The organism is Flavobacterium selenitireducens, from assembly GCF_014748335.1.
Taxonomy (GTDB): Bacteria; Bacteroidota; Bacteroidia; order Flavobacteriales; family Flavobacteriaceae; genus Flavobacterium; species Flavobacterium selenitireducens.
Genome location: NZ_JAAVIY010000007.1, coordinates 156,933 through 183,513 on the forward strand (window position 1 = coordinate 156,933; position 26,581 = coordinate 183,513).

Consider the following 26,581-nt stretch of genomic DNA (forward strand, 5'->3'; position numbering starts at 1 on the left):
CATGGATATCAAGAATGCCCAAATCGATGTTGACAATTGGATCAAGGACCACGGCGTCCGCTATTTCAACGAGCTTACGAACATGGCCCAGCTCACCGAGGAAGTTGGGGAAGTGGCCCGCATCATCGCGCGTCGTTACGGAGAACAGTCCGAAAAGGAAAGTGACAAGGACAAAGACCTTGGCGAGGAATTGGCCGATGTGGTATTTGTCGTACTTTGCCTGGCCAACCAAACCGGCGTGGATCTCCAGGCTGCTTTCGACAAAAAAATGGACTTGAAAACCAAACGCGACCACGATCGCCATCACCAAAATGAAAAGTTGAGATGAGGCCTGCGCCACAATTTTTACATAAAAAAGCGAAAGGCCGTCCGGATGAGGCGGCTTTTTTATTTTTGTACCTTACTTTACGCTATGAAAATCGCCATTGAGAAGTCGCAAATCGCGATCGAATCACGTCTTTTTATCACGGGAAGCAAATCTGAAACCAACCGCTTGCTGCTGCTACAGGCGTTGTATCCTGAAATTGCTATCGAGAACGCTTCGGAATCCGATGATTCACACGCCATGAGAAACGCGCTTTCGGCCACATCCGAGGTAATCGACATCCACCACGCGGGGACGGCAATGCGTTTCCTGACCGCCTACTTTTCGATACAGGAAAACCGAACGGTAACCTTGACGGGATCGCAGCGCATGCAGGAACGTCCGATCAGGATATTGGTGGAGGCGTTGCGCCAACTGGGCGCTCAGATCGACTATGTGAAAAACGAGGGTTTCCCGCCGCTAAAAATTGTCGGCAAAAAGCTCAACGCGAATAAAGTGACGCTCGACGCCGGAGTCAGCAGCCAATATATTTCGGCTTTATTGCTTATCGCGCCCAAACTCGGGAACGGGCTCGAGATCAGACTTGAAGGCGTCGTGACATCTGTCCCTTACCTTAAGATGACGTTGGCGCTACTTAAAGAGCTTGGCGTGGAGTGCGCTTTCGCGGATAACCGAATCGCTGTCAAACCGGCAAACGAGATCAAAAAAACCAAACTCGTCGTGGAATCGGACTGGTCGTCGGCCTCTTATTTTTATTCGATCGTGGCGCTTTCGCACATTGGGACGCGAATCGAATTGTCCTCGTTTAAAGCCGATAGCCTCCAGGGCGACAGCGCACTTGACAGGATTTATCAAGACTTTGGCGTCGTCACGTCGTATTCGGCGAACAGCATCGTTTTGCGAAAAGCAGCCGAGTGTCGTTTTTCTGAAGTCAATTACGATTTGAGCCCTACGCCGGACATCGCCCAAACCATTGCCGTGACCTGCTTCGGGTTAGGTATCGGTTGTAGGCTCGAAGGACTTCACACGTTGAAGATAAAGGAAACGGATCGGCTCGAAGCCCTCAAAACCGAGCTGTCGAAATTTGGTGCCAAGACCGAGGTGACGCACGACAGCTTGTCGTTGGCCGCATCGCAAACGATTGTCCCGAACGTAACCGTGGACACTTACAACGATCATCGCATGGCCATGGCTTTCGCACCGTTGGGCCTTCGCACGTCTGTGGCGATCAACGATGCCGAGGTCGTCACCAAATCGTTCCCGACATTTTGGAGTGATTTGCAAAAGCTGGGATTTACGTTGGAGCGCTATATCTGAAACTGGCTTGAAACTGCATTTGCGAGTGTCCGAAAAAGGGATACTTTTGCGCTACCAACCAATATCCGAATATGAAAAACACTGTTTTAACTGCCTTGATGCTAGGCGCGTTGCCTTTGTTTGCCCAGGACACGATCGTCAAGCGCAATAATGAAATCATCCTTGGGAAAGTAATTGAAGTGCGCGCCAGTGATGTGCTTTACAACAAGCATGATAACGCCGGCGGAGCCAAATTTGCGATCGACAAGAAACAACTTTCGGAAATTAATTACGCCAACGGGACATCTGAGGATTATTCCGGATTCGAAGGCGAGACCGGAGCATTAAAAAAGCGATCGGAAAGCGATACGAGAGACTACATCGTGCGCATGATAAACGAGTTCGGGTTTCAAAGAGGATCGGACAAAAGACGTCTCAAAGCCTCTTTTGAAGGCGATGTGATGCGCATCGTGGTCATGAACAAAAAAGGAAAACCGGTTGACGAGGGCGAGCTTTACGATATTTCGACAGCATTCAAATTCCAGGCTATCGACAGGCGGGAAAACAACATCGGCATTCTCAATATATGGGTGAATGAGGTGGACGACGTCAGGAAAACGGATCCGAGAAAAGTCAAATTGCTCATCGAGATGCGCGACCAGGACGCCGCACACGAATTGCGACAGGCCTTCGTACATCTGCGTCAGCTCCAAAAGGAATCCAAAGTCAAAATCGAGAAATTTTAAGCTGTGCGCACCTGCGTTTGCTGACATTTCCAAATTACTTGCGAAAACACTTGACAACGCCTATCCGGCAGCCGTATATTTGCATCCGCAAGTTTAAGCCTTTTTGTAACCTTAATCCTTAAACGGCGCCTCCTTACATGAAATTATCACATTTCAATTTCAATCTTCCCAAAGAACTTTTAGCGGAATATCCGGCAGAGAACAGGGATGAGTCACGCCTTATGGTCGTGGATCGCAAGAAAAAAACAATCGAGCACAAAATGTTCAAGGACCTTATCGACTATTTCGATGACGGCGACGTGCTCATTTTGAACAATACCAAAGTTTTCCCGGCGCGTTTGTACGGAAACAAAGAAAAAACGGGAGCCAGGATCGAAGTGTTTTTGCTGCGCGAACTCAATTCGGAGCAGCGTTTGTGGGATGTTTTGGTCGACCCGGCGAGAAAGATCAGGATCGGGAATAAATTGTATTTCGGTGACGATGATTCGCTTGTGGCGGAAGTTATCGACAATACGACGTCACGCGGACGAACGTTGCGTTTCCTTTACGATGGATCGTACGACGAATTCCGCAACAAACTGACGGAACTCGGTGAAACGCCGATCCCGAAATACATCAACCGCGAAGTCGTTCCGGAAGATGCCGAACGCTACCAGACGATCTACGCCAAGGAAGAAGGTGCCGTTGCCGCACCAACAGCAGGATTGCACTTTTCGAAGCACTTGTTGAAGCGTCTTGAAATCAAGGGTGTCGATTTTGCGGAAGTCACGCTACACGTCGGTTTAGGGACGTTCAACCCGGTTGAGGTCGAGGATCTTTCGAAACACAAAATGGATTCGGAAGAACTTAAAATCACACAGGAAGCTTGCGACACGGTAAACAACGCGATCGCAAAACGCAAGAAGATCTGCGCAGTCGGAACAACGACGATGCGCGCTATCGAAAGTTCTGTTTCTTCGAACAGGACGCTCAATCCTTATGACGGTTGGACGAATAAGTTTATTTTCCCTCCGTATGATTTTTCGATCGCCGACTGTATGATCACGAATTTCCACACACCAAAGTCGACGTTGTTGATGATGATTTCCGCATTTACGGGACACGATTTGATGAAAAAAGCATATGACGAAGCCATCAAGGAAGGGTACAAATTTTACTCTTACGGAGATGCGATGTTGATTATTTAAGCGTCTGGGCGGTTGAGTTACCGCGCTAAACCAATATAGAAGTCCCGTTCAATTGAGCGGGATTTTTTTTGGATAAGGGTGGCGACCTTGAAAAGTTAAAGTTTGGTTTGTAAAAAAAGCCGCCACCACCCACCCGTAAATTTCGCCGGATTTCCACTTACTCCGCTACAGAAAAACTGTAAAAAATCTTAAAAAAACGCCACCAATCAGCACAAAAAATCCCGCCTGTTAAACGGGATTTTCAGCTTATAATCAAATCAGTAACTCATCTCAAGGCCAAGCGCCTCGGATCAAGCCTCCATCGCTCACTTTACCACCATCTTAACGGTATACACCTTATTCGACTGGATCTTCAACACATAAGTTCCCGTCGGCAAACTATTGTTGATGAGCGAGTAATTATAGTCGTGGATGTTGCTCGAGGTATAAAACAAATTCCCCATCATATCGAAAATATCGATTTTCTCAATTGGATATTGCGACTTGATAAAGGTGCGTTCCCCAGCTTTGGCCGGATTCGGGTAGACGCGAACGCCGTTTTGAGAAGATGTGTCGGGAATGCCCAATTGATCCTCCACGACAAACGCAATGCGGTTCGAGACTTCGTTATAAGAATCGTTGGTAAACATCACGATAAAGTAAGCCCCTTCCTGGGTTGGTAAATATTCGTCCGGAATGGTTTTCGCGCCCTCGGCCAAACCGTCAAAATAGGTATAACTCACCAACTCGTCCACATTCGGATCGTCGCCTTCGTGGTAAATGCCGAGCCAATCCTTGATGATTCCCGGTGCGTCCGTCCAGGTCGCGATGATATTCTCGTTGAGGTTGTAAACCGTTTTGTTGATCGCCAGTTCGGTAATCTGGTCGCCAACCTGGAAGAACACTTTTTCTCCTACGGTATCGTATCCGTCCTGAAGAAAATACTGCACGTAATAATAGCCATCGGCCAATCCGTTGAACGTAAAACTACCCGAAGTGCCGTTGCAATAATTCCATCTGGTAGAATTTACCGAGCCAGGAGTTTGTCCGACTTTATAAATCCCGATCCAATCCAAATTCAGGTTCGGGCCGTTCGAGAAAGTCACCGTCACCGCGCTTCCCGTCGGATATGCCGCCTGATTCGTCGACACGTTGACAAATGGCCCTACATAAAATTGTTTGCGCTCGGCAATTTCGGTATAACCATCGTTCTCCATCAAGGTCGCGTAATAACGGCCAGGCTGCGTCAATCCTGATGTGAAGATGTGGGACCCGCTGATATTTCCGTTTGTGTAAGCCCAAATCGTAGAAGGCGTCGCGCTTCCCGGATTTTGTCCGTTTTTGTAAATCCCGATCCAATCCGTGCTGTTGCCAGGCGTATCCGAAAACGAAACTTCTATAGGCGTATTCGGCATATAGGCAATCGTATCGAGCTGGATTTGGGTGTTGGCGAATGTACTGTTGATGATGTTGAACGACTTTGTCGTGCTCCACGGCGACCAATTCAGGTTTTTGTCGCGATGGCGCGCCTTGATGAAATACAAACCATTCGGGAGCGATCCCGTCGGAAGCGTCAGTTTGGTGATGTCGACGCCGAGATTGACGTTCGCCGTTGAATCGACCTGGGTTCCTACCGAGCCGAACAAATCCTCGAAATCGCGATACACGTCTTTTTCGACGATGCTGAAGTTTTCGGTTTTCCCGATCATAAACTGGGTCGAGTTCAATTCCTGGTTCGTAGTAGTCGCATAAGCGGACGTTTCGACCGTCAGCGGCAACTCGACGTCGTTTCCTGAAAGTGCCGACGTGATCTCCGGTTGGTTTGGAGCGGCCAATCCCAAATGACGGTGGAATTCGTCCATCAATTGGTTGTCCTTGTGTTGGTAAATGCTTCCGATGGAATATGCTTCTACATTGAAAGTGCCGTTTGCCACGTCGATATCGATAATTTGGTAAATCCAGTTCGAGATCGTTTTTTGAACGTCTTCGAAATTCTGCTCCACGGCCATTCCCCAATATTGGTCCCAAGCCACGCCGCCTGAAATGATCTGGTACGTCGGCGTGTTTTTCAATTGGCCGCGGTGGTACAAATGATGATGTGCCCCAATGTGAAGAATGTGTTTCGGAGATGTCGTCAGGATCGGCATAGCATTGTTGCGTACCCATTGTGAAATGTCGCCCACGTATTGCTCCGCCTGATACGGACGGTGTCCGAGCGAAATGATCCATTGCACGGTCTCATCGTTGTTGGCCGCTTCCACGACGTTCGCCACCCACGCCAATTGCTGGGCGCTGGTGTGTTCGGTATCCATGGCGATGAACAACGTATTCCCGACTTGGTTGGCGTAGTAATTCTCGGTTCCCGAGTCGATGCCCTGATATGTCATGTCGTCGAGAACATAATGGTTGTAATAGGCGTTCATGCCAAGCGTGCCGTAGGTTTCGTGGTTCCCGACGAGCGTCGAGATGGGCAAATAACCGGACAATTGCTTGTTCTTCTTGAAATGGACGTTTTCGTAGTGATCCAACGTTCCGACATCGACCTGGTCGCCCACCATGACGGTCATCGCAATGTTGTCGGCAGGATCGAGGTTCGCGCCCCATTTCTGCGCGATCTTGCGTTTTGCGGCACTCACGAGTGTATCGAAACGCGGCACGTTGCGCATTTGGTTGTCGCCCAAAACGAGAAAGCGCAAATGGCCGTCTGCCGTAGCGGCTTGCCCCGGAAGCGGCATCGTCTTGAACGAATAGACCTGGGATTCCATAGCGCCCGTTTTGATCTTGTAGAAATATTTCGTGTTCGGCTGGAGGTTCTCGATTTTAGCCGAGTGGAAATAATAATTGTTGTTGTAACCCGTATCGTTGAAGATCTGGTTCGTGCCCGTTACGGTATTCGTCAGCGCATCCGCGGAAGCGCCGAACATCACAGTGGTTTCGGGATTCTCGGATGTTTTCCAATTGACGTAAATCGAAGTCGGTTTTGCCGATTGCAAATACGGAAACAATTCCTGCGCCTGCACATAAGCGGAGCAAAGCAGTAAGAGAGCGTAAATTTTTTTCATGTAGTTGTGGATTTGGCGGCAAAAGTAGGAGGGGCGTTTTCCGCAACCGTTAGGTTTGGATTAGCAATTCGTTAATAATTACTAATGACTGGTAGTGATATTCAAACAAAAAACGACAACCAATTCGTAAATTTACGCCCACAACAACTACAAACATGTTCCAGAACACACGCGAATTCGCACAACAACTTGACAATCAGGACGCAATATCAAAATACCGGAACGAGTTTATTTTTCCGAAAGTAGACGGCAAGCAGGTCATCTATTTTACCGGGAATTCCCTCGGATTGCAACCCAAACGCACCAAAGCTTACGTAGACGAAATCATGTCCGACTGGGCTAATTTGGCCGTCGAAGGGCATTTTTACGCTGAAAAGCCGTGGTGGGATTACCAAGAGCGATTTGCAAAGCCGTTGAGTAAGGTCGTGGGTGCTTTGCCGAGCGAGGTTACCGTGATGAACACGCTTACCGTGAACCTCCACTTGCTGATGGTGTCGTTTTACCGTCCGTCAGGAAGGCGAATCAAGATTTTGTGTGAGGAAAAAGCGTTTCCAAGCGATCAATACATGCTGGAATCCCAAGTCAGGTTCCGGGGCTACGATCCCAGAACGACGATCGTCGAGATCAGGAGGAGGGAAGGCGAGCACAATATCCGGCACGAAGACATTTTGGCCAAGATTGACGAAATCGGCGATGAACTCGCACTCGTACTGATCGGAGGCGTCAATTATTACACGGGCCAGGTTTTCGACATGAAAGCGATTACCCGGTACGCCCAGCAAAAAGGCGCGTTCGTCGGATGGGATTTGGCGCACGCCGCGGGAAACATCAAGCTCGAACTTCACGACTGGAACGTAGATTTCGCTGCGTGGTGCTCTTATAAATATATGAACTCGGGCCCAGGAAACGTCTCGGGAATTTTCGTTCACGAAATGCATCACTCCGATCCCGAAATGCCGCGATTTGCAGGCTGGTGGGGACACAATAAAGAACGCCGTTTCAAAATGGAGCCCAAGTTCGATGCCGCCCAAGGTGCGGAAGGTTGGCAAATATCGAATCTTCCGGTGATTTCGCTTGCGCCTTACCTTGCCTCGGTTGAGATGTTCGACGAGGTCGGAATGGACGCACTGATCGAGAAACGCGACCGGATTACGTCTTACCTGGAGTTTGTGTTATCCGAAATCCAAAGGGAAGTGAACGGCAATTTTGAGATCATCACGCCTACGAATCCATCGGAGCGGGCTTGCCAGTTGTCAGTCTATTTGCATGGGGAAGGGCGCAACCTATTCGATTATCTCATGAAAGCCGGCGTAATCACGGACTGGCGCGAACCCAACGTGATCCGTCTCGCACCGGTTCCGTTGTATTGTTCATTCGAGGACATGTACGAATTCGGCCAGGTTCTCAAAAAAGGCATTCAACAGCTTCACTGATCGTCGTCCGGGGCATCCGCCATGTCCATTCCCAGATCTTCTGGATCGTCAACTTCAGTCGACGGCTGCGTCATGATTGGAATTTCGGATAACGGAACACCGCCTTTGACGCCAAAATCCAACGTTCTCGTAGGAAACGGAATCGTGATCCCGGCCTTGTCGTAGGCTTTCTTGATGCGTTGGATAGCCTCGCTCCCGACCTTTGAAAACGTTCCCTGTTCGGCGCTGTCGATCCACATCCTGACGCGAAAATTGATGGAGTTGTCGCCAAATTCCCGAAACATGATCGTAGTAGGCGAGGTTTTGGAGATATCTGGAATATCTTTCACGGCGTCGAGCGTGACCTGTTTGACAAGGTCGAGATCGTCCCCATACGATACGCCAATGTCGAGGTCGAAACGTCGTTTGTTCAGCGTCGTATAGTTCTCTATCGGATTCTGGAAAACATCTTTATTTGGAATCGTGATCAGATGACCTTGAAATGTTTGGATGACCGTATCGCGCAAATTGATTTCTTTGACCTTGCCCATGTAGCCTTTAAGTTTGACGACATCTCCCACTTTCAACGGCTTGCGGAACGACATAAAAATTCCCGACATAAAGTTTGAGGCGATGTCCTGAAACGCGAAAGCAAGCGCCAACCCGAGTATCCCGGCCCCGGCGAGAATAGACGTGACGGCCTTGTCAAGCCCTAACACACTCAATCCTATGAACAGCACGATCCCGATCGCGAACACGTAAACTACGGTTGCGAACAAGCGGTTAAGCGTGACGTTATGCGACACTTTTGCGATGAGCCGCAGCGCAAGACGCTTGATAAGTTTGGAGATGAAGAAGCCGATGACGAACACAATGGCCGCCATGGCGATATTGGGAAGCATTCTAACGAACTCCCGTCCCCAAACCGATAGTTTGTCGATAATCAGATTGATCGCGGTGTTGATGTCGAATTCCATAAGGCGTATATCTTGGTGAAATCCGAAGTTAGTTTTTTAATAATCGGATGCGTTATAGAAATTTTAGCTTGACTTACATAATGTTTAGCAGCAATGTCGGACACGCCAAAAAAAGAAAAATGTGGTCGACGGGCATTTTATAATGCTTACTTTTACGTCGTTTTAGCAAGAATACCATGCATTCACCTCTAAAAATCGCTGTGGTAGGCTCTGGTTTAGTGGGCTCGCTGTTGGCGATTTACCTTCGGAAAGCGGGTCACACCGTACATGTTTTCGACCGCAGTCCCGATATTCGCACCATACAATTCTCTGGTCGTTCGATCAACCTGGCCATGTCGACTCGCGGCTGGAAGGCCGTTGACGCGGTGGGTATCGGAGACGATATTCGCGAAATTGCCATTGCGATGGACAAACGTGCGATCCATGTATCGGACACATTGAAATTCCAGCCGTACGGCAAAGAAGGCGAGAGCATTTACTCGATTTCGAGGGGAACGCTCAACCGCAAGATGATCGACCTGGCCGAAGCCGCGGGGGCCGAATTCTTTTTCGAGCAACGCATTTGGGATATTTCCCTTGCCACGGCAACTTTACATATTGGAGAGACCGAAAGAGGGGAGTGGACCGATCTGAAATACGATATGGTTTTCGGGGCCGATGGGGCTTTTTCAAGAATCCGCCATCGCATGCAACGACAGAGCATGTTCAATTATTCGCAGGAATTCCTGAGCACGGGTTATAAGGAATTGAACATTCCCGCAAACCCCGACGGGACGCACAAACTCGACAAAAATTCGTTTCACATCTGGCCGCGGGGCGAATATATGCTGATCGCGCTTCCCAATCTTGACGGGAGTTTTACCTGCACGCTGTTCATGCCGTTCGAAGGCGACAATTCGTTCGCGTCCCTGACCGACAGGAAATCGGTAGAGGATTTCTTTGCTAAAAACTTCCCGGATTCGATTGACGTAATTCCAAAACTCGCCGAAGATTTTTTCAAAAACCCAACGAGTACGCTTGTTACGATGAAATGCTATCCGTGGACGTTCGAGGACAAAGTAGCGTTGATCGGCGATGCGTGCCACGCCATCGTACCGTTTTACGGGCAAGGCATGAACGCCGGTTTTGAAGACATTACGGTACTTAATGAGTGTATGGAAAAACACGGAGACGACTGGCTTTCGGCGTTTCAGGAATACCAAACCTTGCGAAAACCGAATGCCGATGCGATTGCAGAGCTTTCCTACCGCAATTTCATGGAAATGTCCTCAAGTGTAGCCGACGAAAAATTCCTGCTTCAAAAGAAAATCGAAAAGCGTTTTTCCGAAAAATATCCTGAAAAATGGCTGCCGTTGTACAGTCGTGTGACTTTCAGCGATCGCCCATACAGCGAGGCTTTGGCCGAAGGCGATAGACAAAAGGCGATTATGGATGAGGTCATGCAGCTTCCTGACATCGAGTCCAAATGGGACAGTGAGGAAGTGGAGACAAAAATATTCGAGTATTTGTCGTGAGCTAGTGTTGATCCGGCTTTATTCCGTTTACTCGCGCCCGGATATCAGATGTGGACTTCGTGTAAATAGAAATCTCATTCACTAACCTCCCCATTCGCTAATTCGCTAATTATCCATTCGCTAATTAACTAATTCGCTAATTGCTTTTCCGATCCGGCGCATCCATCAAAACCCTTAACGTAGAGTCGTTCGTAAAATAGCTGAACGCCCAGTTGATGAAAATCAGCAACCTGTTTTTGATACTTAAAATCAACATCAGGTGAACGAACATCCAGGTAAACCAAGCCAGTCTCCCCTGAAAGCTGAACTGCGGCAAATCGACGACCGCCTTGCGTTTCCCGATCGTCGCCATCGAGCCTTTGTCATGATACTCATATGGTTTTGGCATGACGCCTTTGGCCATCCGGATGAAGTTTTTGGCCAGGACTTCTGCTTGCTCGTTTGCCACGGCGGCTAGCTGAGGATGTCCTTTCGGATATTTGTTGGTTTCCATGTAAGCGATGTCGCCAATAGCGAAGACATCTTTTATCTGCAATAGTTCGTTTTGCCTGTTGACGGGCAATCGGTTGCCTCTTGAGTAGGCTTCCTCCGGGATTCCGTCGAGTTTGACGCCGGAAATTCCGGCCGCCCAAATCACGTTTTGGGACGCGATCGTCTCTCCGTTTTTCAACGTCACGGTTTTTCCGTCGTAATTGGAAAGCAAGGTGTCGGTTTTGACGATCACGCCGAGATCCTGAAGGTATTTACGTGAATATTTCTTCGATTCATCGCTCATCGCATTGAGCAGGTTCGGCAAGCCTTCGAGCAGGAACACCCGAAGTTTTGAAAAATCCTTATCCGGATAATCGCGCGGAAGGACGTTTTTCTTCATCTCCGCAAGCGCTCCGGCAAGCTCGACGCCTGTCGGGCCACCACCGACGACGACGAACGTCAGCAAGGATTCGAGCTGTTCGGCAGGCGCGATTATGGCATCTTCGAACGTCTGTAAAATTCGGTTGCGCAGTTGGATGGCCTCAGGAACGGATTTCATCGGATAGGCATATTTCGCCAATTCCTCGTTTCCGAAGTAATTTGTTTCGGCTCCGTTGGCAATCACTAGATAATCGTAGTCGTATTCGCCTATCGTGGTTTGCAGGTTTTTACGGTCGAGATCCACTTTTTCGACTTTCGCCACGCGAACATGGACGTTTTTGCAATGTTGGAACACTTTCCGCAGCGGAAAAGATATGCTCGACGGCTCGAGTCGGGCGGTCGCGACCTGATACATCAAAGGTTGGAATTGATGATAGTTGTGCTTGTCGAATATCCAGATGTCGTAATCGGAACGTTTCAGGCGTTGTGCCAGCGTCAAACCGGCGAACCCGGCCCCGACGATGGCGATGCGTTTTCTTGCCATGTTGTTGTTATTGGTGCACTAAAGTTACCTATAAATGACAAGAAGAAAAACCGTGTTAACGTTTCTTAGGGACAGGCGCCCGGAATTATTTTTTAAAGATGAAATACACCGCCAAAATCAAGAAACAAAATCCCAGGGCATGGTTCCATTTAAAGCTCTCGCCTTTGAAAAACAACATCGAGAATCCGACGAAAACCACGAGCGTGATGACTTCCTGTATCACTTTTAGCTGGAGCAGCGAGAATGGCCCTCCGTTTTCCTTGAATCCGATGCGGTTCGCCGGAACCTGGAAAAAATATTCGAACAGCGCCAATCCCCAACTTATGAATACGATGGCAATCAGTCCGGCGCTCTCAAACCATTTCCATTCCTTAAATTTTAAATGGCCATACCAGGCCAATGTCATGAAGATGTTGGACAATATCAGGAGTCCGATGGTGGCGAACGCTTTCATTTGCGGAACATTTTATTTAGCACACTGAACGCGCCCCTGATAAACGTTGCGCTTGTCAGGACTTTCACGACCGATTTGGTCACCTCGCCAACCTGATCGCCCGACCGTTTTTGTTCTTGCTGCGCTTTTTTGTTGTCGACTTTGGCTTGTGCCTCCTGTTGTTTTGCGGTTTCGGCCTGTTGTCTTTGGGCGGAGGCGATTTCCTCGGCTTCGGCAATTTTTTTGTTGAGCAGTTCGTAAGCGCTTTCGCGATCGATGGGATCTTTATATTTCTTGAAAAGTTTCGATTTGCCGTTAATTGCGTCGATCTCATCTTCGGTCAGAACATCCATTCGACTCTGTGGAGCGCGCATCATTGTGGCGGCAAGCGGTGTCGGGACGCCTTTCTCATTGAGTGCCGTGACAAGCGCTTCCCCAATTCCAAGGCTGGTGAGCACCTCGTCGGTTTTGTAGAATTGGGATGTCGGATAATTGTCGGCCGTTTGTTTGATCGCCTGCCTGTCGTTCGCGGTAAAAGCCCTTAGTGCGTGTTGTATTTTCAGCCCCAATTGGGCAAGCACGCCGTTTGGGATATCCATCGGATTCTGGGTCACGAAATAGATTCCGATTCCTTTCGAGCGGATGAGTTTCACTATGGTTTCGATTTGATCCAAAAGCGCCTTGCTCGCCTCGTTGAAGATCAGGTGGGCTTCGTCTATGAAAATTACCAATTCGGGTTGGCCGGCGTCTCCTTGTTCGGGCATTTGCTGATAAATTTCGGCCAGCAGGCTGAGCATGAACGTCGAGAAAAGCTTCGGCTTGTCCTGAATGTCGTTGAGTCGGATGATATTGACATAACCGCGTCCGTTCTCGTCGAGGCGCATCAGGTCTGAAATATCGAACGAAAGCTCGCCGAAGAAAATATCGCCTCCCTGTTGTTCGAGCTCGATGATCTTACGAAGAATGGTTCCGGTCGTCGCCGTGGAGATTTTGCCGTAGCTTTCTTCTATTTCGGATTTGCCGTCATCGGTAATATAATTTAGCACTTTTTTGATGTCCTTGAGGTCGAGCAGTGCCATTTGATTGTCGTCGCAGTATTTGAAAATGATGGACACCACGCCGGATTGCAAGTCATTGAGCCCCAAAATGCGCGAAAACAGCACGGGCCCGAATTCCGAGACCGTTGCGCGCATCTTTACGCCGTTCTGGTCGGACAACGTCATAAGTTCTACCGGAAATCCCGCCGGCGCAAACGGCAAGCCGATTTTTGAATGTCGTTCCGCGATGAAAGGCTGTTCGGTCCCGGCCTGGGCAATCCCGCTGAAATCCCCTTTGATGTCCATCATGAGTACGGGAATGCCAAAAGAGGAAAGTTGCTCGGAAAGCACTTGGATCGTTTTGGTCTTGCCGGTTCCGGTCGCGCCGGCAATCAAGCCATGCCGGTTCAGGGTTTTTAGCGGAATCCTGACGTGGGTATCCGCGATTGGTTCTCCATCCAACATTGCGGCGCCAAGGATAATGCCTTCTCCTTTTAACGAATATCCCTCGTTTATGACGGCTGTTAACTGGTCTTTCGTACCCATAATTTTATGTTTTGTTTAGCTGGAGGTTGGTTTTGCGAAAGGTATAAATTTCGGATATAGATATTTACAAAAAAAACACGGTGCCAACGCAACCTTTTTGCAAAAAAACGCATCCTCAAAAATACGATTGCAAACGTTTGGACGTTAGGTGTGACAACGGTTTGCGGCAGATTAAATTAATGCTAATAATATTAAAAAAAGTTTTTTTATTTGGAAGTAACATATAAATTTGCCGTTCATGGTTTTTACCGAAAAATTAAAAAAACTATAAGATAATTTATTAAAAACTAAAAATTGTAAAAATGGCAAACGCTAAGAAACAAAGCAGTTCAAACGGTGGGAGTGTCTTCTCCGGTATCGTAATCGTTCTATGTATTTTTGTTGGGTGGTTAATCTGGCAATTCGTAATGGGTAATGGTTCTAACTTTGAAGGCGGAACGAACGAAGGTCACCCACTACCTGGAAATTACTTGGCGATGGTATACAAAGGAGGTCCTATCGTACCGGTTCTTATGGGACTGCTTTTGATGGTGCTCGTTTTCTCTATTGAACGCTTCATGGTTATCTCGAAAGCTGCAGGAAAAGGAAATCTTGACACGTTCATGAACAATGTTCAGACAAGTATCAAAAACGGTGACATCGACGCGGCAATCGCAGCTTGTGACAAACAACAAGGATCGGTTGCAAATGCGATCAAAGCTGCACTTGTCAAATACCAGGAAGTTAAAAAAGAAGGGTTGAGCAGCGAGGAAGCTTCTGAAACCATCCACAAAGAAATCGAAGAGGCTACTTCTCTTGAGATGCCGATGTTGGAGAAAAACCTTACAATCCTATCCACTTTGGTTTCACTTGGTACGCTTGCGGGTCTATTGGGTACGGTAACCGGTATGATCAAGGCCTTCGGTGCTTTGGCTACTTCAGGAACACCAGACCAGGCGATGCTTGCAAACGGTATCTCCGAGGCACTTATCAACACGGCTACAGGTATTGCTACTTCAGCTGTTGCGATCGTGACTTACAACCTCTTTACTTCTAAGATCGATACGTTGACTTACTCAATCGACGAGGCAGGTTCTACGATCGTGAACACTTACAGAAAGTACAGAGGTACTTCAAGAAACTAAATACTAATTAAAGGTTGTTTCCGTTTGGATACTAAGCGGAAACAACTCTAAAATATCTGATATGGCTAAAGTAAAAATGGCTAAGAAAGCGACGAGCATCGACATGACTGCGATGTGTGACGTTGCGTTTCTTTTGCTGACGTTCTTTATCCTTACCGCGACTGCCAAACAGCCGGAACCGCTTCCGGTAGACACGCCTAATTCCACGAATCAAACCAAATTGCCTGACAGCGACTTGGCTACGATAACGATCGGACAGAAAGGCAAAGTGTTTTTTGGCGTTACAGGTCGTGATTTAAGGGTGAGCACGTTGGAAATGATGGCTCAGAAATACAATGTGACCTTCTCTCAGGAAGACAAGGACAAGTTTGCGCTTATCGAGAATTTTGGCGTCCCTATCGAGAATCTCAAGCAGGTAATTGACATGAAGGCGGCCGATCGCAACTTAGAGAATGTTCAACCGGGAATCCCTAAAGATTCGTTGAACAACCAATTGGCAGACTGGATTCAGTATGCGCGCCGCGCGGCGATCGACAACCACAATGTGGAGTTGACTATCGCAATCAAAGGTGACGCTAAAGAGGAATATCCGGAAATCAAAAAGGTAATGGACATTCTCCAGGATCAAAAGGTCAACAGTTTCAATTTGGTGACTGGTCTACGTGGTAAAGATTTTTAATTTAAAGAAAAAGAAATGGCTGAATTAAATACCGGCGACGGTGGAGGCAAGAAAGGCTCGAAGAAAGTCCGTAGTAAGAAGCTCAACTCCAAGGTTGACCTTACGGCTATGGTTGACTTGGCGTTCCTTTTGATCACGTTCTTTATGCTTACCACGTCGTTGTCGAAGCCTCAGTCCATGGACTTGAGCTTGCCGGACAAGGATGAGGATCCTACTAAAAACAAGGATGTCAAGGTAGATGAGAACCGAACTATGACACTGCTTTTGGGTGATAATGACCAATTGAAAGTATACATGGGTATGCTGGCCAATCCAAAAATGGCGCCCAAAGATATCGCTTACGGGAAAGCCGGCCTTAGAGCCGAAATTCTCAAGCGAAAGAAAGAAGTCGAGCAATATACCGGAGATGCTAAAAAAGGACTGATCGTAATCATCAAGCCAAGCAAAAAGTCGAACTACAAGAATCTTGTGGACGTTTTGGACGAAATGGCGATCGATGATGTCGGAACTTACGCGATCACTGATATTTCTCCTGAAGAAGTGAAACTACTCGAAGGAGCGGCCCCGGCAACTCCTCAATAAAAAAGAACAATCATGAAACTGGATTTATTAAAACATCAGTGGCTTGATATCGTATTCGAAGGGCGTAACAAGCTCTACGGTGCCTATCAGTTGCGGAAGGAAAATCCGAAGACGACGATGACCGCTCTGTTGATCGGCGCTGTAGTTTTCGCATTTTTGGTGAGCACGCCTATTTTGGCGCGACTCATCCCCGACAGTACGGTAGAAGACGAGGTTAAGCTCGACAAAAAAATCACAACGGTGAAACTGCCTCCTAAAAAGGAGATTCCGAAGAACCTTCCGCCACCACCGCCGCCACCGCCAAAAATCGATCAGGTGAAGTTCGTGAAGCCGGTTGTCGCCAAGGCTGAGGAAGTGGTTGAAGAGCCACCTAAAATCAAGGAAATCGTCGACAAGAAAGTCGGTAACGAGAACATCAAGGGTGATCCTGATGCCGAATTGACCGTCGATCCTGTAGGAACGGGGCCTAAAGAGGTAATTGAGGAAGACAACACCATCTACAACTCTGCCGGTATTGAGGTAAAACCTGAATTCCCGGGCGGTATGGAGAAATTCTACAATTACGTGAAAAACAATTACCGTACGCCTGACGATGCCGTCGGAGGTCGTATGATCGTTTCTTTCGTTGTTGAAAAAGATGGGTCACTCACAGATATTAAAGTGCCACGTCCAGCAGGTCCTGGTACGGCTGAGGAAGCGATTCGCATCCTGAAGCGCTCCCCTAAATGGGCGCCGGCCGAGCAGAACGGTAGAAAAGTGCGATGCGCCTTTACGTTGCCAATCGTCATTGCCGCGGCAGAATAACGATGCGACACAATAGTTTAAGACAGAAGAAATCGCCAAAACAGCGATTTCTTCTTGTTATAGGGATATTCTTTTTTCTGGTCTATCTGTTCCTGGGATTGGCCGTGATCTTTTGGGAAAGCCTGCCTTTGGCCATGGAGTACAAATACCGCGTGGCGTTGGGCATCGTCCTTATCGTTTATGCGCTCATCCGATTTTACAGATTCTACAAATCCGAAACATCCGAAGAATGAAAAAAAGATGGATACCTATCCTGGTAACAATAGGCGTATTTTTTTTGGCCATGTGTTCACAAAGGCAATCGGACAAACCTGAAGACGAAACGATCCTGACAGGCAAAGCTTCGGTTCTCGTCGACGAAACCCTTCTGCCGATAGTGGAAGACCAAGTACAGGTTTTCGAGAGCGACTACCGGGGAACATTCAACCTGATCCCGAAATCGGAAGCGGAAGCGGTACAGGCGCTTTTGAAGGACTCGGCAAAAATCCTGGTCATGGCCCGCAAATTATCAGAAGAAGAACTTAAGTTTTTTACTTCCCGAGAACGCTACCCTAAACAGACGCAGTTCGGCAGTGACGGCATCGCCCTTATCGGAAGCGCGCAGTCAAGCGACACGCTGATCGCATTGAAAGATGTCGTGGAGGTCATGAAGGGAAATGTAAGCCCGCGTGTCAAAGGATTGGTGTTCGACAATCCGAATTCGGGCACGGCTGCATACATGATGAAACTTTCTGAACAAACAGAATTGCCGTCAAAAGGTGTTTACTCGTTTAGGACAAATGCGGAAGTCATCAAATTCGTTTCGGAGAATCCCGGCATGGTGGGCGTCATTGGAATCAATTGGTTGTGGCAACCAACGCCGGAAATAGAAAGTTATCTTAAAAAAATCAATATCCTTAGTGTTAAAAGTCTTACAGGTAGTAGCTTTGTATATCCGAGCCAAAACAACCTGGCGGAGAAGACCTACCCGCTGGCACGCGATTTGTATGTCGTCAACACTCAAGGTTATGAAGGCCTCGGCATCGGACTAGCTTCATTTATGGCCGGTGAACGCGGACAGCGGATTATCCTCAAATCAGGATTATTGCCGATTCGCATCCCATCCAGGAAAATCGTAATCAAGAAAAACTGAGAAACAACAAGTAACATAAAATCAGCAAAATGACTAAGACCAAAATCCTAAGTATTGCTCTTGTTGCCATGACCGCTTCGGCTGTTCAGGCGCAAGATGTCGAGCAGGCCAAAAAAGCCATTGACGCCGAGCAGTACGAGAAAGCCAAAAACATGTTGAAAGCTGCAGTCCAAGCCAAACCGGGCGATGGGCGCGCCGCTTTTTTATTGGGGAAAGTGTACCTGAAACAAGATATTGAAGATTCGGCAAAAGTTGTATTTCAAAAAGGGCTCACGGCAAAGGATGACGCCAATTTGAATTACATCGGATTGGGCCAGATCGACCTTAACAGCGGAAACGCAAGCGCGGCTCAGGCAAACTTCGCCAACGCGATAAAGGACGCCCGCAAAAAAGATACCGAAGAGTTCGTTTTTGTCTCCCGTGCTTATATGGACGCGGACAAGCCGGACTACAAATCGGCATTGGCGACACTTGAAAAAGCCAAAGCTGCCAATGCTGCGGATGCACAGGTGCAATTGGCGCTCGGCGATGCTTATTACGGTAGCAAAAACCAAAACGATGCCTATGCTGCTTATCGTGCGGCACTGGCTGCCGACCCTCAACTTACGCGCGCAAAAATGCAAAGAGGCGTGCTTTTGAAAGGTGCTCGCGCCTTTACGGAAGCGGTAAAAGAGTTCGACGGGATCGTTGCATCGAATCCGAATTACGGCCCGGTATATCGCGAACTTGCGGAAACCTACTATTTGTGGGGAAACAACGACACCAAGAAATATACGGAGTACATCCAAAAAGCACTTGGTTACGCCAAGAAATACCTTGACCTTACCGACTATTCCCTTACGTCCCGTATGCGTTATGCGGATTTCCTGATCCTCGCCAAAGACTACAAGGCTCTCGAGGCGGAGGCTCAAAAAATGCAACAACTTGACAAAGTGAATCCGCGTATCTTCCGTTACCTTGGGTATTCGGCTTACGAAAACGGAAATACCGATGTGGCCATAGAATCGCTTAACAAGTTCATCTCCGGACCGAACAATAAAGTGATCGCTCGTGACCATATGTACCTTGGGCTTGCGAAACTGAAGAAGGCTTCCGGAAATGGAGCCGAGGGTGCTGCCGTAGACGCCGCTGCGTTCGATGCTGCTGTGGCTGACATCCGAAAGTCCGTTGAAATGGATCCGAACATGACATACGATCTCAGCGAATTGGGCAAAAAGTTCTTTGACCAGAAAATGTACCGCGAGGCGGCTGCAATCTATGAAATTGCGGTAACCAATACGGAATCAAAAAATTACACACAGGATTTGTTTTATTACGGATACGCGCTTTACTACGCAAACAACCGTAAAGATGTGAAGCCGGATATTGAGCAAATCAAGAAAGCCGAGGCCGCATTTGCGAAAGTTGCCGAAAGTTCGCCTACGACACAAGATGCTTACCTGTTCCGCGCCCGCGCTAACAGCTTGATGGAAGCTAATGAAGCGATGGCAAAGAGCTATGAGGATTACATTCGCGTAGTTACTGAAAAAGGAGCTGAGGAATTGGAGAAAGATGCAACCAAAAAGAAATTGGTAGAAGCCAACAACAACATCGGTGCATTCTACGCCGCCATAAACGACAAGGCAAAAGCGAAAGAATATTTCAATAAAACCTTAGCGATCCAGCCTGGCGAATCGTTCGCGACGCAATCGTTGAAGCAACTTTAATAATAAAACGAATAAAATAAGAAACCGACGGGCAACCGCCGGTTTTTTTGTTTTGGTACACAGGCAAAGGAATTGCGTATCTTTGCACTTTATTTTTTTGGAGATGTTGACACAGGAAGTACAGGATTTGGTAAACAAAGGCGTAATGTTGCCGCTCATGGAGGAGTTCTACACCATTCAGGGCGAAGGTTATCACACAGGCACGGCCGCTTATTTCATCAGGGTTGGAGGATGCGATGTCGGATGCCACTGGTGCGATGTCAAGGAAAGTTGGAATGCCGAACTCCATCCGCCGACGCATATCGAAAATATTGTGTTGCACGCCAAGCAATATTCAGATACGGTCGTGGTTACCGGAGGAGAACCGCTGACGTGGGATATGAGTCCGTTGACTTCCGAACTCAAAAGCAAAGGAATCAGGATTCATATTGAAACTTCGGGAGCATACGAGCTTTCCGGCCAATGGGATTGGATCACGCTGTCGCCCAAGAAAACCAAACTTCCGACCCAATCCGTCTACGATGCTGCCCACGAGCTCAAATGCATCGTCTTTAACAAGCACGATTTGATTTTCGCCGAAGAGCAAGCCGCCAGGGTCAACCCGAATGCGATTTTGTTTCTTCAGCCCGAGTGGAGCCGACGCGAGGAAATGACTCCGATTATCGTCGAATACGTAATGAACAACCCAAAGTGGCGAATTTCCCTTCAGACGCACAAATACCTGAATATCCCATGATAAAGAATTTGTTGTTTTTTTTGGTTCTGATAGTGGCATCCCCTGCATTCGCGCAACTTGGAGGAGAAGACGAAGTTTATTTGTCCGGGGAATTCATTGAGCCGAAATTCCAAGGTGGAAATGTGTTGAAATTTCACCAATACGTACGCGAACATTTCGATATGTCAAAACTCGAAAAGCCCGGTAAGATGGTGGCCGTTTTTACAGTCGGGGAAACGGGCGTCATCGAAAACCTGAGGATTACGGAGTTCATCGGCGCTACGTCTGCCGGAGAGTTCATCCGTGTGATCAAATCTGCGCCAAAATGGGAACCTGCCAAGAAAGGCGGAAAACCCTATGCGCTTAAAATTACGCTTCCGTTGGTATTTGGGAAAGGCTAAATCGCGGACGCATCCTCTCCGCAGTATTTTTCTGATGTGCGTCCGATCAATATGCAACTTCGACAGGACAGGAACAGTTATAACTTTGGAACGTTTAACGCTATGAATGGGTAAGGCGCGCCAAATAGTCAAAGTGTTCGCCTTCGACGACGAGTTCGCAACCGAGGCCATTCGCCCAAGCCGCGTTCTGAAGTGTATTGTAATCGAGGTATAACCACGGGAAAGCGTCTTCCTGTTCCCCTTTGTACGTAACGTGGAACGTCAGCTCCCCATAATAGGAATCGGCGGGAACGAGGTAAGCGCCGTCTTCGTCTTCATCAAACATATAAATGATGTCGGACGAATCGATAAGGATTTGCCCGTTCGGACTCAAAAGCGCTTTTAACTTCTGAAGAAAAACGGTTGTGCGGTCGAGTGTTCCGAAAATTCCGGTTCCGTTCATGAGCAGCAGTATCGTGTCGAATTCTTCGCGTTCCAAATCCAATATATCGGCGACTTTGACATTATCAACACCTCTCAACGAACAAGCCGCGATGGCGTTTGCCGATATGTCGATCGCACTTACGCTGAGTTTTCGCTCATTTTGGAGATACAGACTGTGGCTTCCCGCCCCGCAGCCGACGTCCAACACTTTTCCCTTGGCGAGGTCAAGTGCCCTGCGCTCGATTTTGGGCATTTGTTCGTAATTGCGAAACAACCAGGCTACCGACATTTCATCCGGCTCCGAGATATTGGTTTCGGTAATGAGGTCTTCCGGGGCATCGCCGGTTTGATAGTCGAGAATGGCTTTGCCGAAGAGATCTTTCATCGTTTTTTGAATTTTAGAATCTGAGGTTTAAAGTTGGCAAACATTGAATGTCGGACTTTAAACAAATCTTTACCTTTGCAGCATGCAGGATTTCCTCAAACAATTGCCGCGACTCGCCAAAGATAAGCATACCGAAAACAAAAAGTATTTCGACAAGCTAAAGAAGAAGGCGCCCAAGAATATCGACTATGTAATGCAGGAACTGCACGATGCCGAATTCAAACGGACCGACTGCCTGACGTGCGCCAATTGTTGTAAGACGACGGGCCCGCTGTTCACTTCCGCCGATATCGAACGCATTTCAAAGCATTTTCGGATGAAGCCGCAGCAATTCATCGACCAATATTTACGCGTCGATGAAGATAACGACTACGTATTGCAATCTGTGCCTTGCCATTTTCTCGACGCCGACAATTACTGCATGATTTACGACGTCCGGCCCAAAGCCTGCCGCGAGTATCCGCACACCGACCGCAAGAAATTCCAGCAAATTTCGAATCTCACTTTAGAAAATGTCGCACTTTGTCCGGCAACATTCAGGATCGTGGAAGAAATGAAGAAAAGAATGCCGATGTGATTCCAAAAATGAGCTTTTGGTGGATAATAGGGCGAACGGTTCCGGAAAAGAAATTCCAAATCGACATCTCTAAAATAACTCAATACCTGGGACACGGCCGGGCAAAGCAAAACTAATTTTAACTACAAAAAAAAAACCTCCCGGTCAGGAGGCTAATTTTTAAACGAACATATAATCGTCAGATTCGACGAGATGATCCGGTTTCTTTCGTCCGCCGACTGCACTTACCAAATAGTCTACGCCCCGGCCGATGTACTCGATTATCTTCTCTACCCATTCCTTCGCTTTCTGGAAGAGTTCGAGACCCTTGTCAATATAGGAATTGATTACCTCGATTATACGCTGTAACTCATCCATGTAGCTTAAAAGTATTTCAGCGCCTTTCATAATGTGTGTGTTTTGTTGATAAGTTGGACTCTATATTACTAAAATACGCAATGGATTTCTGAGCATTCTCAATAAATCTCATAAAGTTTTCTTATTTTTCTAAAAGCCTCGATTCCCGGACGCCAGGTTGAACGAATCTCCTCTTCGGTCATTCCGGCCTCGATTTGCTGTTGTAATATCTTGCTGCCGGCCAGATTCGTAAAATAGGGAATAAAGAATTTTTGTTTGTCTTCAAAGTTTCGGTACGCTTCCAGCAGCCATTTCAACTCGATGCGGTCGAGTCGCGGTTCTTTCGACAGATCTTCGCCACAGCATATTTTCCCGTTGAGCGGCGGATTTTTAGATCCCAGGTTCGGACGCGGGACGAATTCGTAGTGATACGTCGGCAAATTGGGAGAACCATAGATTTGGAACTGCTTGTCGGTGCCGCGGCCTATGCTCACGTTCGTCCCTTCAAAAAAGCAGAGGCTGGGATAGAGGTTGATCGCCTGGTCGTTCGGGAGGTTCGGCGACGGCTTCACAGGTAAGTGATAGGGCATGCCACGTCGGTAATTCTCGCATGGCACGATCTTAACGTCGCATTGGATGCTGTCTTTGAGCCACTTCTCTCCGTTTATCATCAATGCATATTCACCGATCGTCATACCGTGCAACACCGGTATCGGATGCATGCCGACGAAACTTTTGTGGTTCGGATCCAAAACAGGGCCGTCGATCGCATACCCATTCGGATTCGGGCGATCGAGGATGATGAGCGGAATCTTATTTTCGGCGCAAGCCTCCATCACATAATGCAGCGTCGAAATGTACGTGTAGAAGCGTGTCCCGACATCCTGAAGGTCAAAAAGCATGACATCTATCCCGTCGAGTTGCTCCACAGACGGTTTCTTGTTGTTGCCGTAAAGCGACAGGATCGGAATCCCGGTTTTGGCGTCTTTTCCGTCCACGATATCTTCCCCGTCCGGCGATTCTCCACGAAAGCCGTGCTCAGGAGCATAAATCTTCTCAAGCTTGAATTTCGCTTTCTGTTTCAGATAATCCACGACGTGCATGGTCTTGGTGGCCGTTGCCTCGCGGTGCGTCAGTTCAAGCGTGTCCGGAAGCGAGTATACGGAATCGTAGTCGATGAGGCCGGTTTGGTTCGTGACGATTCCGATTTTCTTGTCCCGGATCAAATCGAAATAACTCGATGTGTTGTCGGCACCGGTCATAAAACGCGTCGGGCGTATCTTGCTTTTTATGGTCGTTTTGGCGGGCTTTGAAAATCCGGCCATCTTTGCCTGTGGCGTCTTACACGATGCAACCGACAATAAGATCGCGATCGCGACTGCAAATCCAGGTTTAAAAACGAACGAAATTGAAGATTTTGGCAAATGGGTGACATCCCGCGTCATAAATTCTTGTGATATTTTAAACGGCCCGCGATTTTAATCCTGCCGAAAGTGTATTTTTGGAGACCGCAACTTCTATTGGAACGACATTGAATCTCGAATATTTCATCGCAAAACGACTGATTGCCGCCAAGGGCCGTAAAAGTACTATATCTGCCCCAATTATAAAAATTGCAGTCACGGCCATTGCGATCGGAATGGTGATGATGATCCTCTCGGTCGCGACCGGAATCGGGCTCCAACAAAAGATTCGCGAAAAGGTTTCGGCCTTCAACGGCCATATCATTATTTCGAACTACGACGACAATCAATCCGAAGTAAGCAGCAAGCCCATTTCGACGCGACAGGATTTTTATCCGAAATTTAAAGGCGTCACCGGCATCGAACACGTTCAGGCCGTGGCTAGCAAGGCAGGGATCATAAGGACAGCCGATGCATTTGAGGGCATCATCTTCAAAGGTGTCGGAAAAGATTACGCCTGGAAAAATCTCGACGAATTCCTGCTCGAAGGTAAACTTCCCAATGTTTCCGCCAAGCTGAACGACGAGGTCATCGTTTCCCGATTCCTTGCAGATCGCCTGAAATTGAAACTTGGCGATCGCTTCAATACTTTTTTTATGAAGGAAGGCGAAGGCAACCAAAAGCCGAACCTTCGCGTGTTCCGGATTGTCGGGATTTACGCCTCCGGATTGCAGGAGTTCGACGCTACCTATATATTAGGTGATATCCGTCACTTGCAACGCATCAACAAATGGAGGCCGGATCAGGTCGGATCTTTCGAAGTCTTCGTTCGGGATTTTACCCAGATCGAACAAAAAGGGCGCGAAGTGTACGAAAGTACGTTCGACGCAACCGATCCTACGGCAGCGCTCGACACCAAAACCATCATCGAGAAATATTACTACATATTCGACTGGCTCCAGCTTTTTGACTTCAACATTCTCGTGATCCTCGTCGTGATGATTCTTGTGGCGACGATAAATATGGTGGTGGCGCTTCTCGTCATCATTTTGGAGCGCACCCAAATGATCGGGATACTTAAATCGTTAGGTACGACAAATTGGAGCGTGCGCAAGGTTTTTCTCTACAATGCTTCCTATATTATAGTAAGGGGATTGCTTTGGGGAAATACAATAGGAATACTGTTGGTTGTATTGCAGCAGCAATTTGGCCTTATCAAGCTCAATCCGGAGAATTATTACGTGAGTGTCGCTCCGGTGTATTTTAGTTTCGGATATATTTTGTTGCTAAATCTCGGTACGATGCTAATTTGTCTTTTGGTGTTGCTGCTGCCGTCCTACATTATTACGAAAATTTCACCTGTGCGCGCCATTCGCTTCGACTGATGATAGAACTCGACAAAAAACCAGGCGACTACATATTATATAAGGACGAGCGCGGCCAATTGATTTTGCTTGTGCTCGATGCTTTGGGCATATTCGAAATCGAGTATGAGTTGACCTCGGGCGAGAAATACTCATATGAAAGTCACGGTTCTCAAATACTCCCGTTGATTTCACGCCGTGTTCGCGACGAAAGATACATTGAATGATCAGGGCGTGTCGGCGGCCAGGCAAAAGCTGATCGCATTTGCCTTGGCCGCCGTCGGGCTCAAGGCACTCGCTTTTTGCGGAAACCTCAAAGGTTTGAAAAACCGTTGAGTTTCCGCAAAAGAGCTCAAACAATGCCGTGATCCCTCACGCGAACGTTCGAAGTCCAGTGTCCAGCGTGCGACATTCTCTGGTAAACACTCCCTGTTCGACGTTCCTTGCCCGACATTTCGTATTCCAACTCCAATTCGGGCTAATTGAAAAAGCAAGATTTCTACAATTGCGACGCCTTCCTGTCACATTCACGACAAGCCGAACCCGTCATCTGAGAGCAAACTGACGAATTGCCCGGCGCGATCTTTCCTATCTGATAAAAGTTTTTCCAAACGTAACGCTTTCGTTATCTAAACGTTACGGATTATCGCGAAAAAACTTGCAAAATTTCCACATTTAAAACTTGTAAATACGAAAAAAGCGGCTACTTTTGCACCCGCATTGACAGCGAAGTTCATCGACATACTGAGGTAATAAGGGGCAAAAAAAAGTGAAAAAAAGTTTTGTCGGAGACGGAAAGACTTTTTATCTTTGCCGTCCGGTTTGAAAGGGCCGGATGTGTTTAAAGTTCCTTTATTATTGATGTGCCGGGCGGCAGGAAAAAAGATCAAAATATTTTTCGCAAAAAGCTTGGCAGTTTAAAAACAAGTTGTACTTTTGCACCCGCTTTGAGACACAAGCGAAAGAAAAGAGATTGACAAGTTCATAGACATATTGGATTGACAGCACTTCAGAAGTGATTCTGAAGTAAGCAGAGAGTA

General features: G+C 47.7%; 26 protein-coding genes. 17 read left to right on the top strand and 9 right to left on the bottom strand.

Features of this window, described 5'->3' with window-relative positions; translation table 11 throughout:
* Position 1: 1 nt before the first annotated feature.
* The 4 genes from HC229_RS11905 to queA all read left to right on the top strand — a co-directional run bounded on the left by HC229_RS11905 (position 2) and on the right by queA (position 3,554).
* Entirely contained in the window at positions 2-328 is a 327-nt protein-coding gene (locus tag HC229_RS11905) for a nucleotide pyrophosphohydrolase (RefSeq protein ID WP_191020715.1), read from the top strand.
* 84 nt (positions 329-412) lie between these two features.
* Complete coding sequence (locus HC229_RS11910; RefSeq protein ID WP_191020716.1) at positions 413-1,642, top strand: 3-phosphoshikimate 1-carboxyvinyltransferase; 1,230 nt, start codon at positions 413-415, stop codon at positions 1,640-1,642.
* 71 nt (positions 1,643-1,713) lie between these two features.
* On the top strand, positions 1,714-2,367 hold the full coding sequence (locus HC229_RS11915; protein WP_191020717.1) for a hypothetical protein: 654 nt from the start codon (positions 1,714-1,716) through the stop codon (positions 2,365-2,367).
* Positions 2,368-2,504: 137 nt separating this feature from the next.
* Positions 2,505-3,554 (top strand): tRNA preQ1(34) S-adenosylmethionine ribosyltransferase-isomerase QueA, encoded by a 1,050-nt coding sequence (gene queA / locus HC229_RS11920; RefSeq protein ID WP_191020718.1) that lies wholly within the window; start codon positions 2,505-2,507, stop codon positions 3,552-3,554.
* A gap of 305 nt (positions 3,555-3,859) precedes the next feature.
* Here the strand turns inward: queA and HC229_RS11925 are convergent, their stop codons facing one another.
* Positions 3,860-6,595, bottom strand: coding sequence for a fibronectin type III domain-containing protein (locus tag HC229_RS11925; protein WP_191020719.1), 2,736 nt, complete (start codon positions 6,593-6,595; stop codon positions 3,860-3,862).
* A 155-nt stretch (positions 6,596-6,750) separates the two neighbouring features.
* Here HC229_RS11925 and kynU point away from each other — a divergent pair, with 155 nt between their 5' ends.
* A complete protein-coding gene (kynU, locus tag HC229_RS11930) occupies positions 6,751-8,028 on the top strand; it encodes a kynureninase (RefSeq protein WP_191020720.1) in 1,278 nt (425 codons plus the stop codon).
* Here the strand turns inward: kynU and HC229_RS11935 are convergent.
* Positions 8,022-8,984, bottom strand: a complete 963-nt coding sequence (locus HC229_RS11935; protein WP_191020721.1) for a mechanosensitive ion channel family protein — start codon at positions 8,982-8,984, stop codon at positions 8,022-8,024. The two genes, kynU and HC229_RS11935, sit on opposite strands and share 7 nt — an antisense overlap.
* 176 nt (positions 8,985-9,160) lie before the next feature.
* Between HC229_RS11935 and HC229_RS11940 the strand changes: the two genes are divergently transcribed.
* Entirely contained in the window at positions 9,161-10,498 is a 1,338-nt protein-coding gene (locus HC229_RS11940; RefSeq protein ID WP_191020722.1) for an FAD-dependent oxidoreductase, read from the top strand.
* 136 nt (positions 10,499-10,634) lie between these two features.
* On the opposite strand, the gene HC229_RS11945 is transcribed toward HC229_RS11940, so the two are convergent.
* From HC229_RS11945 to HC229_RS11955, 3 genes are all read right to left on the bottom strand, one after another.
* Entirely contained in the window at positions 10,635-11,894 is a 1,260-nt protein-coding gene (locus HC229_RS11945) for an NAD(P)/FAD-dependent oxidoreductase (RefSeq protein ID WP_191020723.1), read from the bottom strand.
* A gap of 85 nt (positions 11,895-11,979) precedes the next feature.
* Positions 11,980-12,348, bottom strand: coding sequence for a DMT family protein (locus HC229_RS11950; protein WP_191020724.1), 369 nt, complete (start codon positions 12,346-12,348; stop codon positions 11,980-11,982).
* Complete coding sequence (locus tag HC229_RS11955; RefSeq protein WP_191020725.1) at positions 12,345-13,910, bottom strand: helicase HerA-like domain-containing protein; 1,566 nt, start codon at positions 13,908-13,910, stop codon at positions 12,345-12,347. Before HC229_RS11955 ends, HC229_RS11950 begins: the two co-directional genes overlap by 4 nt.
* Positions 13,911-14,212: 302 nt before the next feature.
* Here HC229_RS11955 and HC229_RS11960 point away from each other — a divergent pair, with 302 nt between their 5' ends.
* The 8 genes from HC229_RS11960 (at position 14,213) to HC229_RS12000 (ending at position 21,053) form a co-directional block, all read left to right on the top strand.
* Positions 14,213-15,034, top strand: coding sequence for a MotA/TolQ/ExbB proton channel family protein (locus HC229_RS11960; protein ID WP_191020726.1), 822 nt, complete (start codon positions 14,213-14,215; stop codon positions 15,032-15,034).
* A 61-nt stretch (positions 15,035-15,095) separates the two neighbouring features.
* Positions 15,096-15,713 carry an ExbD/TolR family protein gene (locus HC229_RS11965; protein WP_191020727.1) on the top strand — a complete coding sequence of 206 codons (618 nt, stop codon included), beginning with the start codon at positions 15,096-15,098 and terminating at the stop codon, positions 15,711-15,713.
* 15 nt (positions 15,714-15,728) lie between these two features.
* Positions 15,729-16,295: an ExbD/TolR family protein gene (locus tag HC229_RS11970; RefSeq protein ID WP_191020728.1), complete on the top strand. Its 567-nt coding sequence runs from the start codon at positions 15,729-15,731 to the stop codon at positions 16,293-16,295.
* A gap of 12 nt (positions 16,296-16,307) precedes the next feature.
* On the top strand, positions 16,308-17,099 hold the full coding sequence (locus tag HC229_RS11975; protein ID WP_191020729.1) for an energy transducer TonB: 792 nt from the start codon (positions 16,308-16,310) through the stop codon (positions 17,097-17,099).
* A gap of 229 nt (positions 17,100-17,328) precedes the next feature.
* Complete coding sequence (locus HC229_RS11985) at positions 17,329-18,231, top strand: PstS family phosphate ABC transporter substrate-binding protein (RefSeq protein ID WP_191020731.1); 903 nt, start codon at positions 17,329-17,331, stop codon at positions 18,229-18,231.
* A gap of 29 nt (positions 18,232-18,260) precedes the next feature.
* On the top strand, positions 18,261-19,937 hold the full coding sequence (locus tag HC229_RS11990; protein ID WP_191020732.1) for a tetratricopeptide repeat protein: 1,677 nt from the start codon (positions 18,261-18,263) through the stop codon (positions 19,935-19,937).
* Positions 19,938-20,040: 103 nt separating this feature from the next.
* Complete coding sequence (locus HC229_RS11995) at positions 20,041-20,673, top strand: 7-carboxy-7-deazaguanine synthase QueE (protein WP_191020742.1); 633 nt, start codon at positions 20,041-20,043, stop codon at positions 20,671-20,673.
* Positions 20,670-21,053: an energy transducer TonB gene (locus HC229_RS12000; RefSeq protein WP_191020733.1), complete on the top strand. Its 384-nt coding sequence runs from the start codon at positions 20,670-20,672 to the stop codon at positions 21,051-21,053. The genes HC229_RS11995 and HC229_RS12000 overlap by 4 nt, the downstream gene beginning before the upstream one ends.
* Positions 21,054-21,153: 100 nt before the next feature.
* Here HC229_RS12000 and HC229_RS12005 read toward each other — a convergent pair whose 3' ends face one another.
* Entirely contained in the window at positions 21,154-21,861 is a 708-nt protein-coding gene (locus HC229_RS12005) for a class I SAM-dependent methyltransferase (protein ID WP_191020734.1), read from the bottom strand.
* An 82-nt stretch (positions 21,862-21,943) separates the two neighbouring features.
* Between HC229_RS12005 and HC229_RS12010 the strand changes: the two genes are divergently transcribed.
* Positions 21,944-22,438 (top strand): YkgJ family cysteine cluster protein, encoded by a 495-nt coding sequence (locus HC229_RS12010; protein WP_191020735.1) that lies wholly within the window; start codon positions 21,944-21,946, stop codon positions 22,436-22,438.
* 159 nt (positions 22,439-22,597) lie between these two features.
* Here the strand turns inward: HC229_RS12010 and HC229_RS12015 are convergent, their stop codons facing one another.
* Both HC229_RS12015 and HC229_RS12020 read right to left on the bottom strand, forming a co-directional pair.
* On the bottom strand, positions 22,598-22,825 hold the full coding sequence (locus HC229_RS12015) for a hypothetical protein (RefSeq protein WP_191020736.1): 228 nt from the start codon (positions 22,823-22,825) through the stop codon (positions 22,598-22,600).
* 68 nt (positions 22,826-22,893) lie between these two features.
* Positions 22,894-24,099: an exo-beta-N-acetylmuramidase NamZ family protein gene (locus HC229_RS12020; protein WP_191020743.1), complete on the bottom strand. Its 1,206-nt coding sequence runs from the start codon at positions 24,097-24,099 to the stop codon at positions 22,894-22,896.
* 206 nt (positions 24,100-24,305) lie between these two features.
* On the opposite strand from HC229_RS12020, the gene HC229_RS12025 reads away from it, so the two are divergent.
* Together HC229_RS12025 and HC229_RS12030 are read left to right on the top strand one after the other, a co-directional pair.
* On the top strand, positions 24,306-25,562 hold the full coding sequence (locus HC229_RS12025) for an ABC transporter permease (RefSeq protein ID WP_191020744.1): 1,257 nt from the start codon (positions 24,306-24,308) through the stop codon (positions 25,560-25,562).
* Positions 25,562-25,768 (top strand): hypothetical protein, encoded by a 207-nt coding sequence (locus HC229_RS12030; RefSeq protein WP_191020737.1) that lies wholly within the window; start codon positions 25,562-25,564, stop codon positions 25,766-25,768. Before HC229_RS12025 ends, HC229_RS12030 begins: the two co-directional genes overlap by 1 nt.
* A gap of 628 nt (positions 25,769-26,396) precedes the next feature.
* On the opposite strand, the gene HC229_RS16620 is transcribed toward HC229_RS12030, so the two are convergent.
* Positions 26,397-26,581: hypothetical protein (locus HC229_RS16620; protein ID WP_223845598.1), on the bottom strand; the 185-nt coding region annotated here is incomplete at its 5' end.

Coding starts and splice junctions, on each gene's coding strand:
- HC229_RS11905 (WP_191020715.1), top strand. CDS start 2: ATGGATATCAAGAATGCCCAAATCGATGTTGACAATTGGATCAAGGAC.
- HC229_RS11910 (WP_191020716.1), top strand. CDS start 413: ATGAAAATCGCCATTGAGAAGTCGCAAATCGCGATCGAATCACGTCTT.
- HC229_RS11915 (WP_191020717.1), top strand. CDS start 1,714: ATGAAAAACACTGTTTTAACTGCCTTGATGCTAGGCGCGTTGCCTTTG.
- queA (WP_191020718.1), top strand. CDS start 2,505: ATGAAATTATCACATTTCAATTTCAATCTTCCCAAAGAACTTTTAGCG.
- HC229_RS11925 (WP_191020719.1), bottom strand. CDS start 6,595: ATGAAAAAAATTTACGCTCTCTTACTGCTTTGCTCCGCTTATGTGCAG.
- kynU (WP_191020720.1), top strand. CDS start 6,751: ATGTTCCAGAACACACGCGAATTCGCACAACAACTTGACAATCAGGAC.
- HC229_RS11935 (WP_191020721.1), bottom strand. CDS start 8,984: ATGGAATTCGACATCAACACCGCGATCAATCTGATTATCGACAAACTA.
- HC229_RS11940 (WP_191020722.1), top strand. CDS start 9,161: ATGCATTCACCTCTAAAAATCGCTGTGGTAGGCTCTGGTTTAGTGGGC.
- HC229_RS11945 (WP_191020723.1), bottom strand. CDS start 11,894: ATGGCAAGAAAACGCATCGCCATCGTCGGGGCCGGGTTCGCCGGTTTG.
- HC229_RS11950 (WP_191020724.1), bottom strand. CDS start 12,348: ATGAAAGCGTTCGCCACCATCGGACTCCTGATATTGTCCAACATCTTC.
- HC229_RS11955 (WP_191020725.1), bottom strand. CDS start 13,910: ATGGGTACGAAAGACCAGTTAACAGCCGTCATAAACGAGGGATATTCG.
- HC229_RS11960 (WP_191020726.1), top strand. CDS start 14,213: ATGGCAAACGCTAAGAAACAAAGCAGTTCAAACGGTGGGAGTGTCTTC.
- HC229_RS11965 (WP_191020727.1), top strand. CDS start 15,096: ATGGCTAAAGTAAAAATGGCTAAGAAAGCGACGAGCATCGACATGACT.
- HC229_RS11970 (WP_191020728.1), top strand. CDS start 15,729: ATGGCTGAATTAAATACCGGCGACGGTGGAGGCAAGAAAGGCTCGAAG.
- HC229_RS11975 (WP_191020729.1), top strand. CDS start 16,308: ATGAAACTGGATTTATTAAAACATCAGTGGCTTGATATCGTATTCGAA.
- HC229_RS11985 (WP_191020731.1), top strand. CDS start 17,329: ATGAAAAAAAGATGGATACCTATCCTGGTAACAATAGGCGTATTTTTT.
- HC229_RS11990 (WP_191020732.1), top strand. CDS start 18,261: ATGACTAAGACCAAAATCCTAAGTATTGCTCTTGTTGCCATGACCGCT.
- HC229_RS11995 (WP_191020742.1), top strand. CDS start 20,041: ATGTTGACACAGGAAGTACAGGATTTGGTAAACAAAGGCGTAATGTTG.
- HC229_RS12000 (WP_191020733.1), top strand. CDS start 20,670: ATGATAAAGAATTTGTTGTTTTTTTTGGTTCTGATAGTGGCATCCCCT.
- HC229_RS12005 (WP_191020734.1), bottom strand. CDS start 21,861: ATGAAAGATCTCTTCGGCAAAGCCATTCTCGACTATCAAACCGGCGAT.
- HC229_RS12010 (WP_191020735.1), top strand. CDS start 21,944: ATGCAGGATTTCCTCAAACAATTGCCGCGACTCGCCAAAGATAAGCAT.
- HC229_RS12015 (WP_191020736.1), bottom strand. CDS start 22,825: ATGAAAGGCGCTGAAATACTTTTAAGCTACATGGATGAGTTACAGCGT.
- HC229_RS12020 (WP_191020743.1), bottom strand. CDS start 24,099: ATGGCCGGATTTTCAAAGCCCGCCAAAACGACCATAAAAAGCAAGATA.
- HC229_RS12030 (WP_191020737.1), top strand. CDS start 25,562: ATGATAGAACTCGACAAAAAACCAGGCGACTACATATTATATAAGGAC.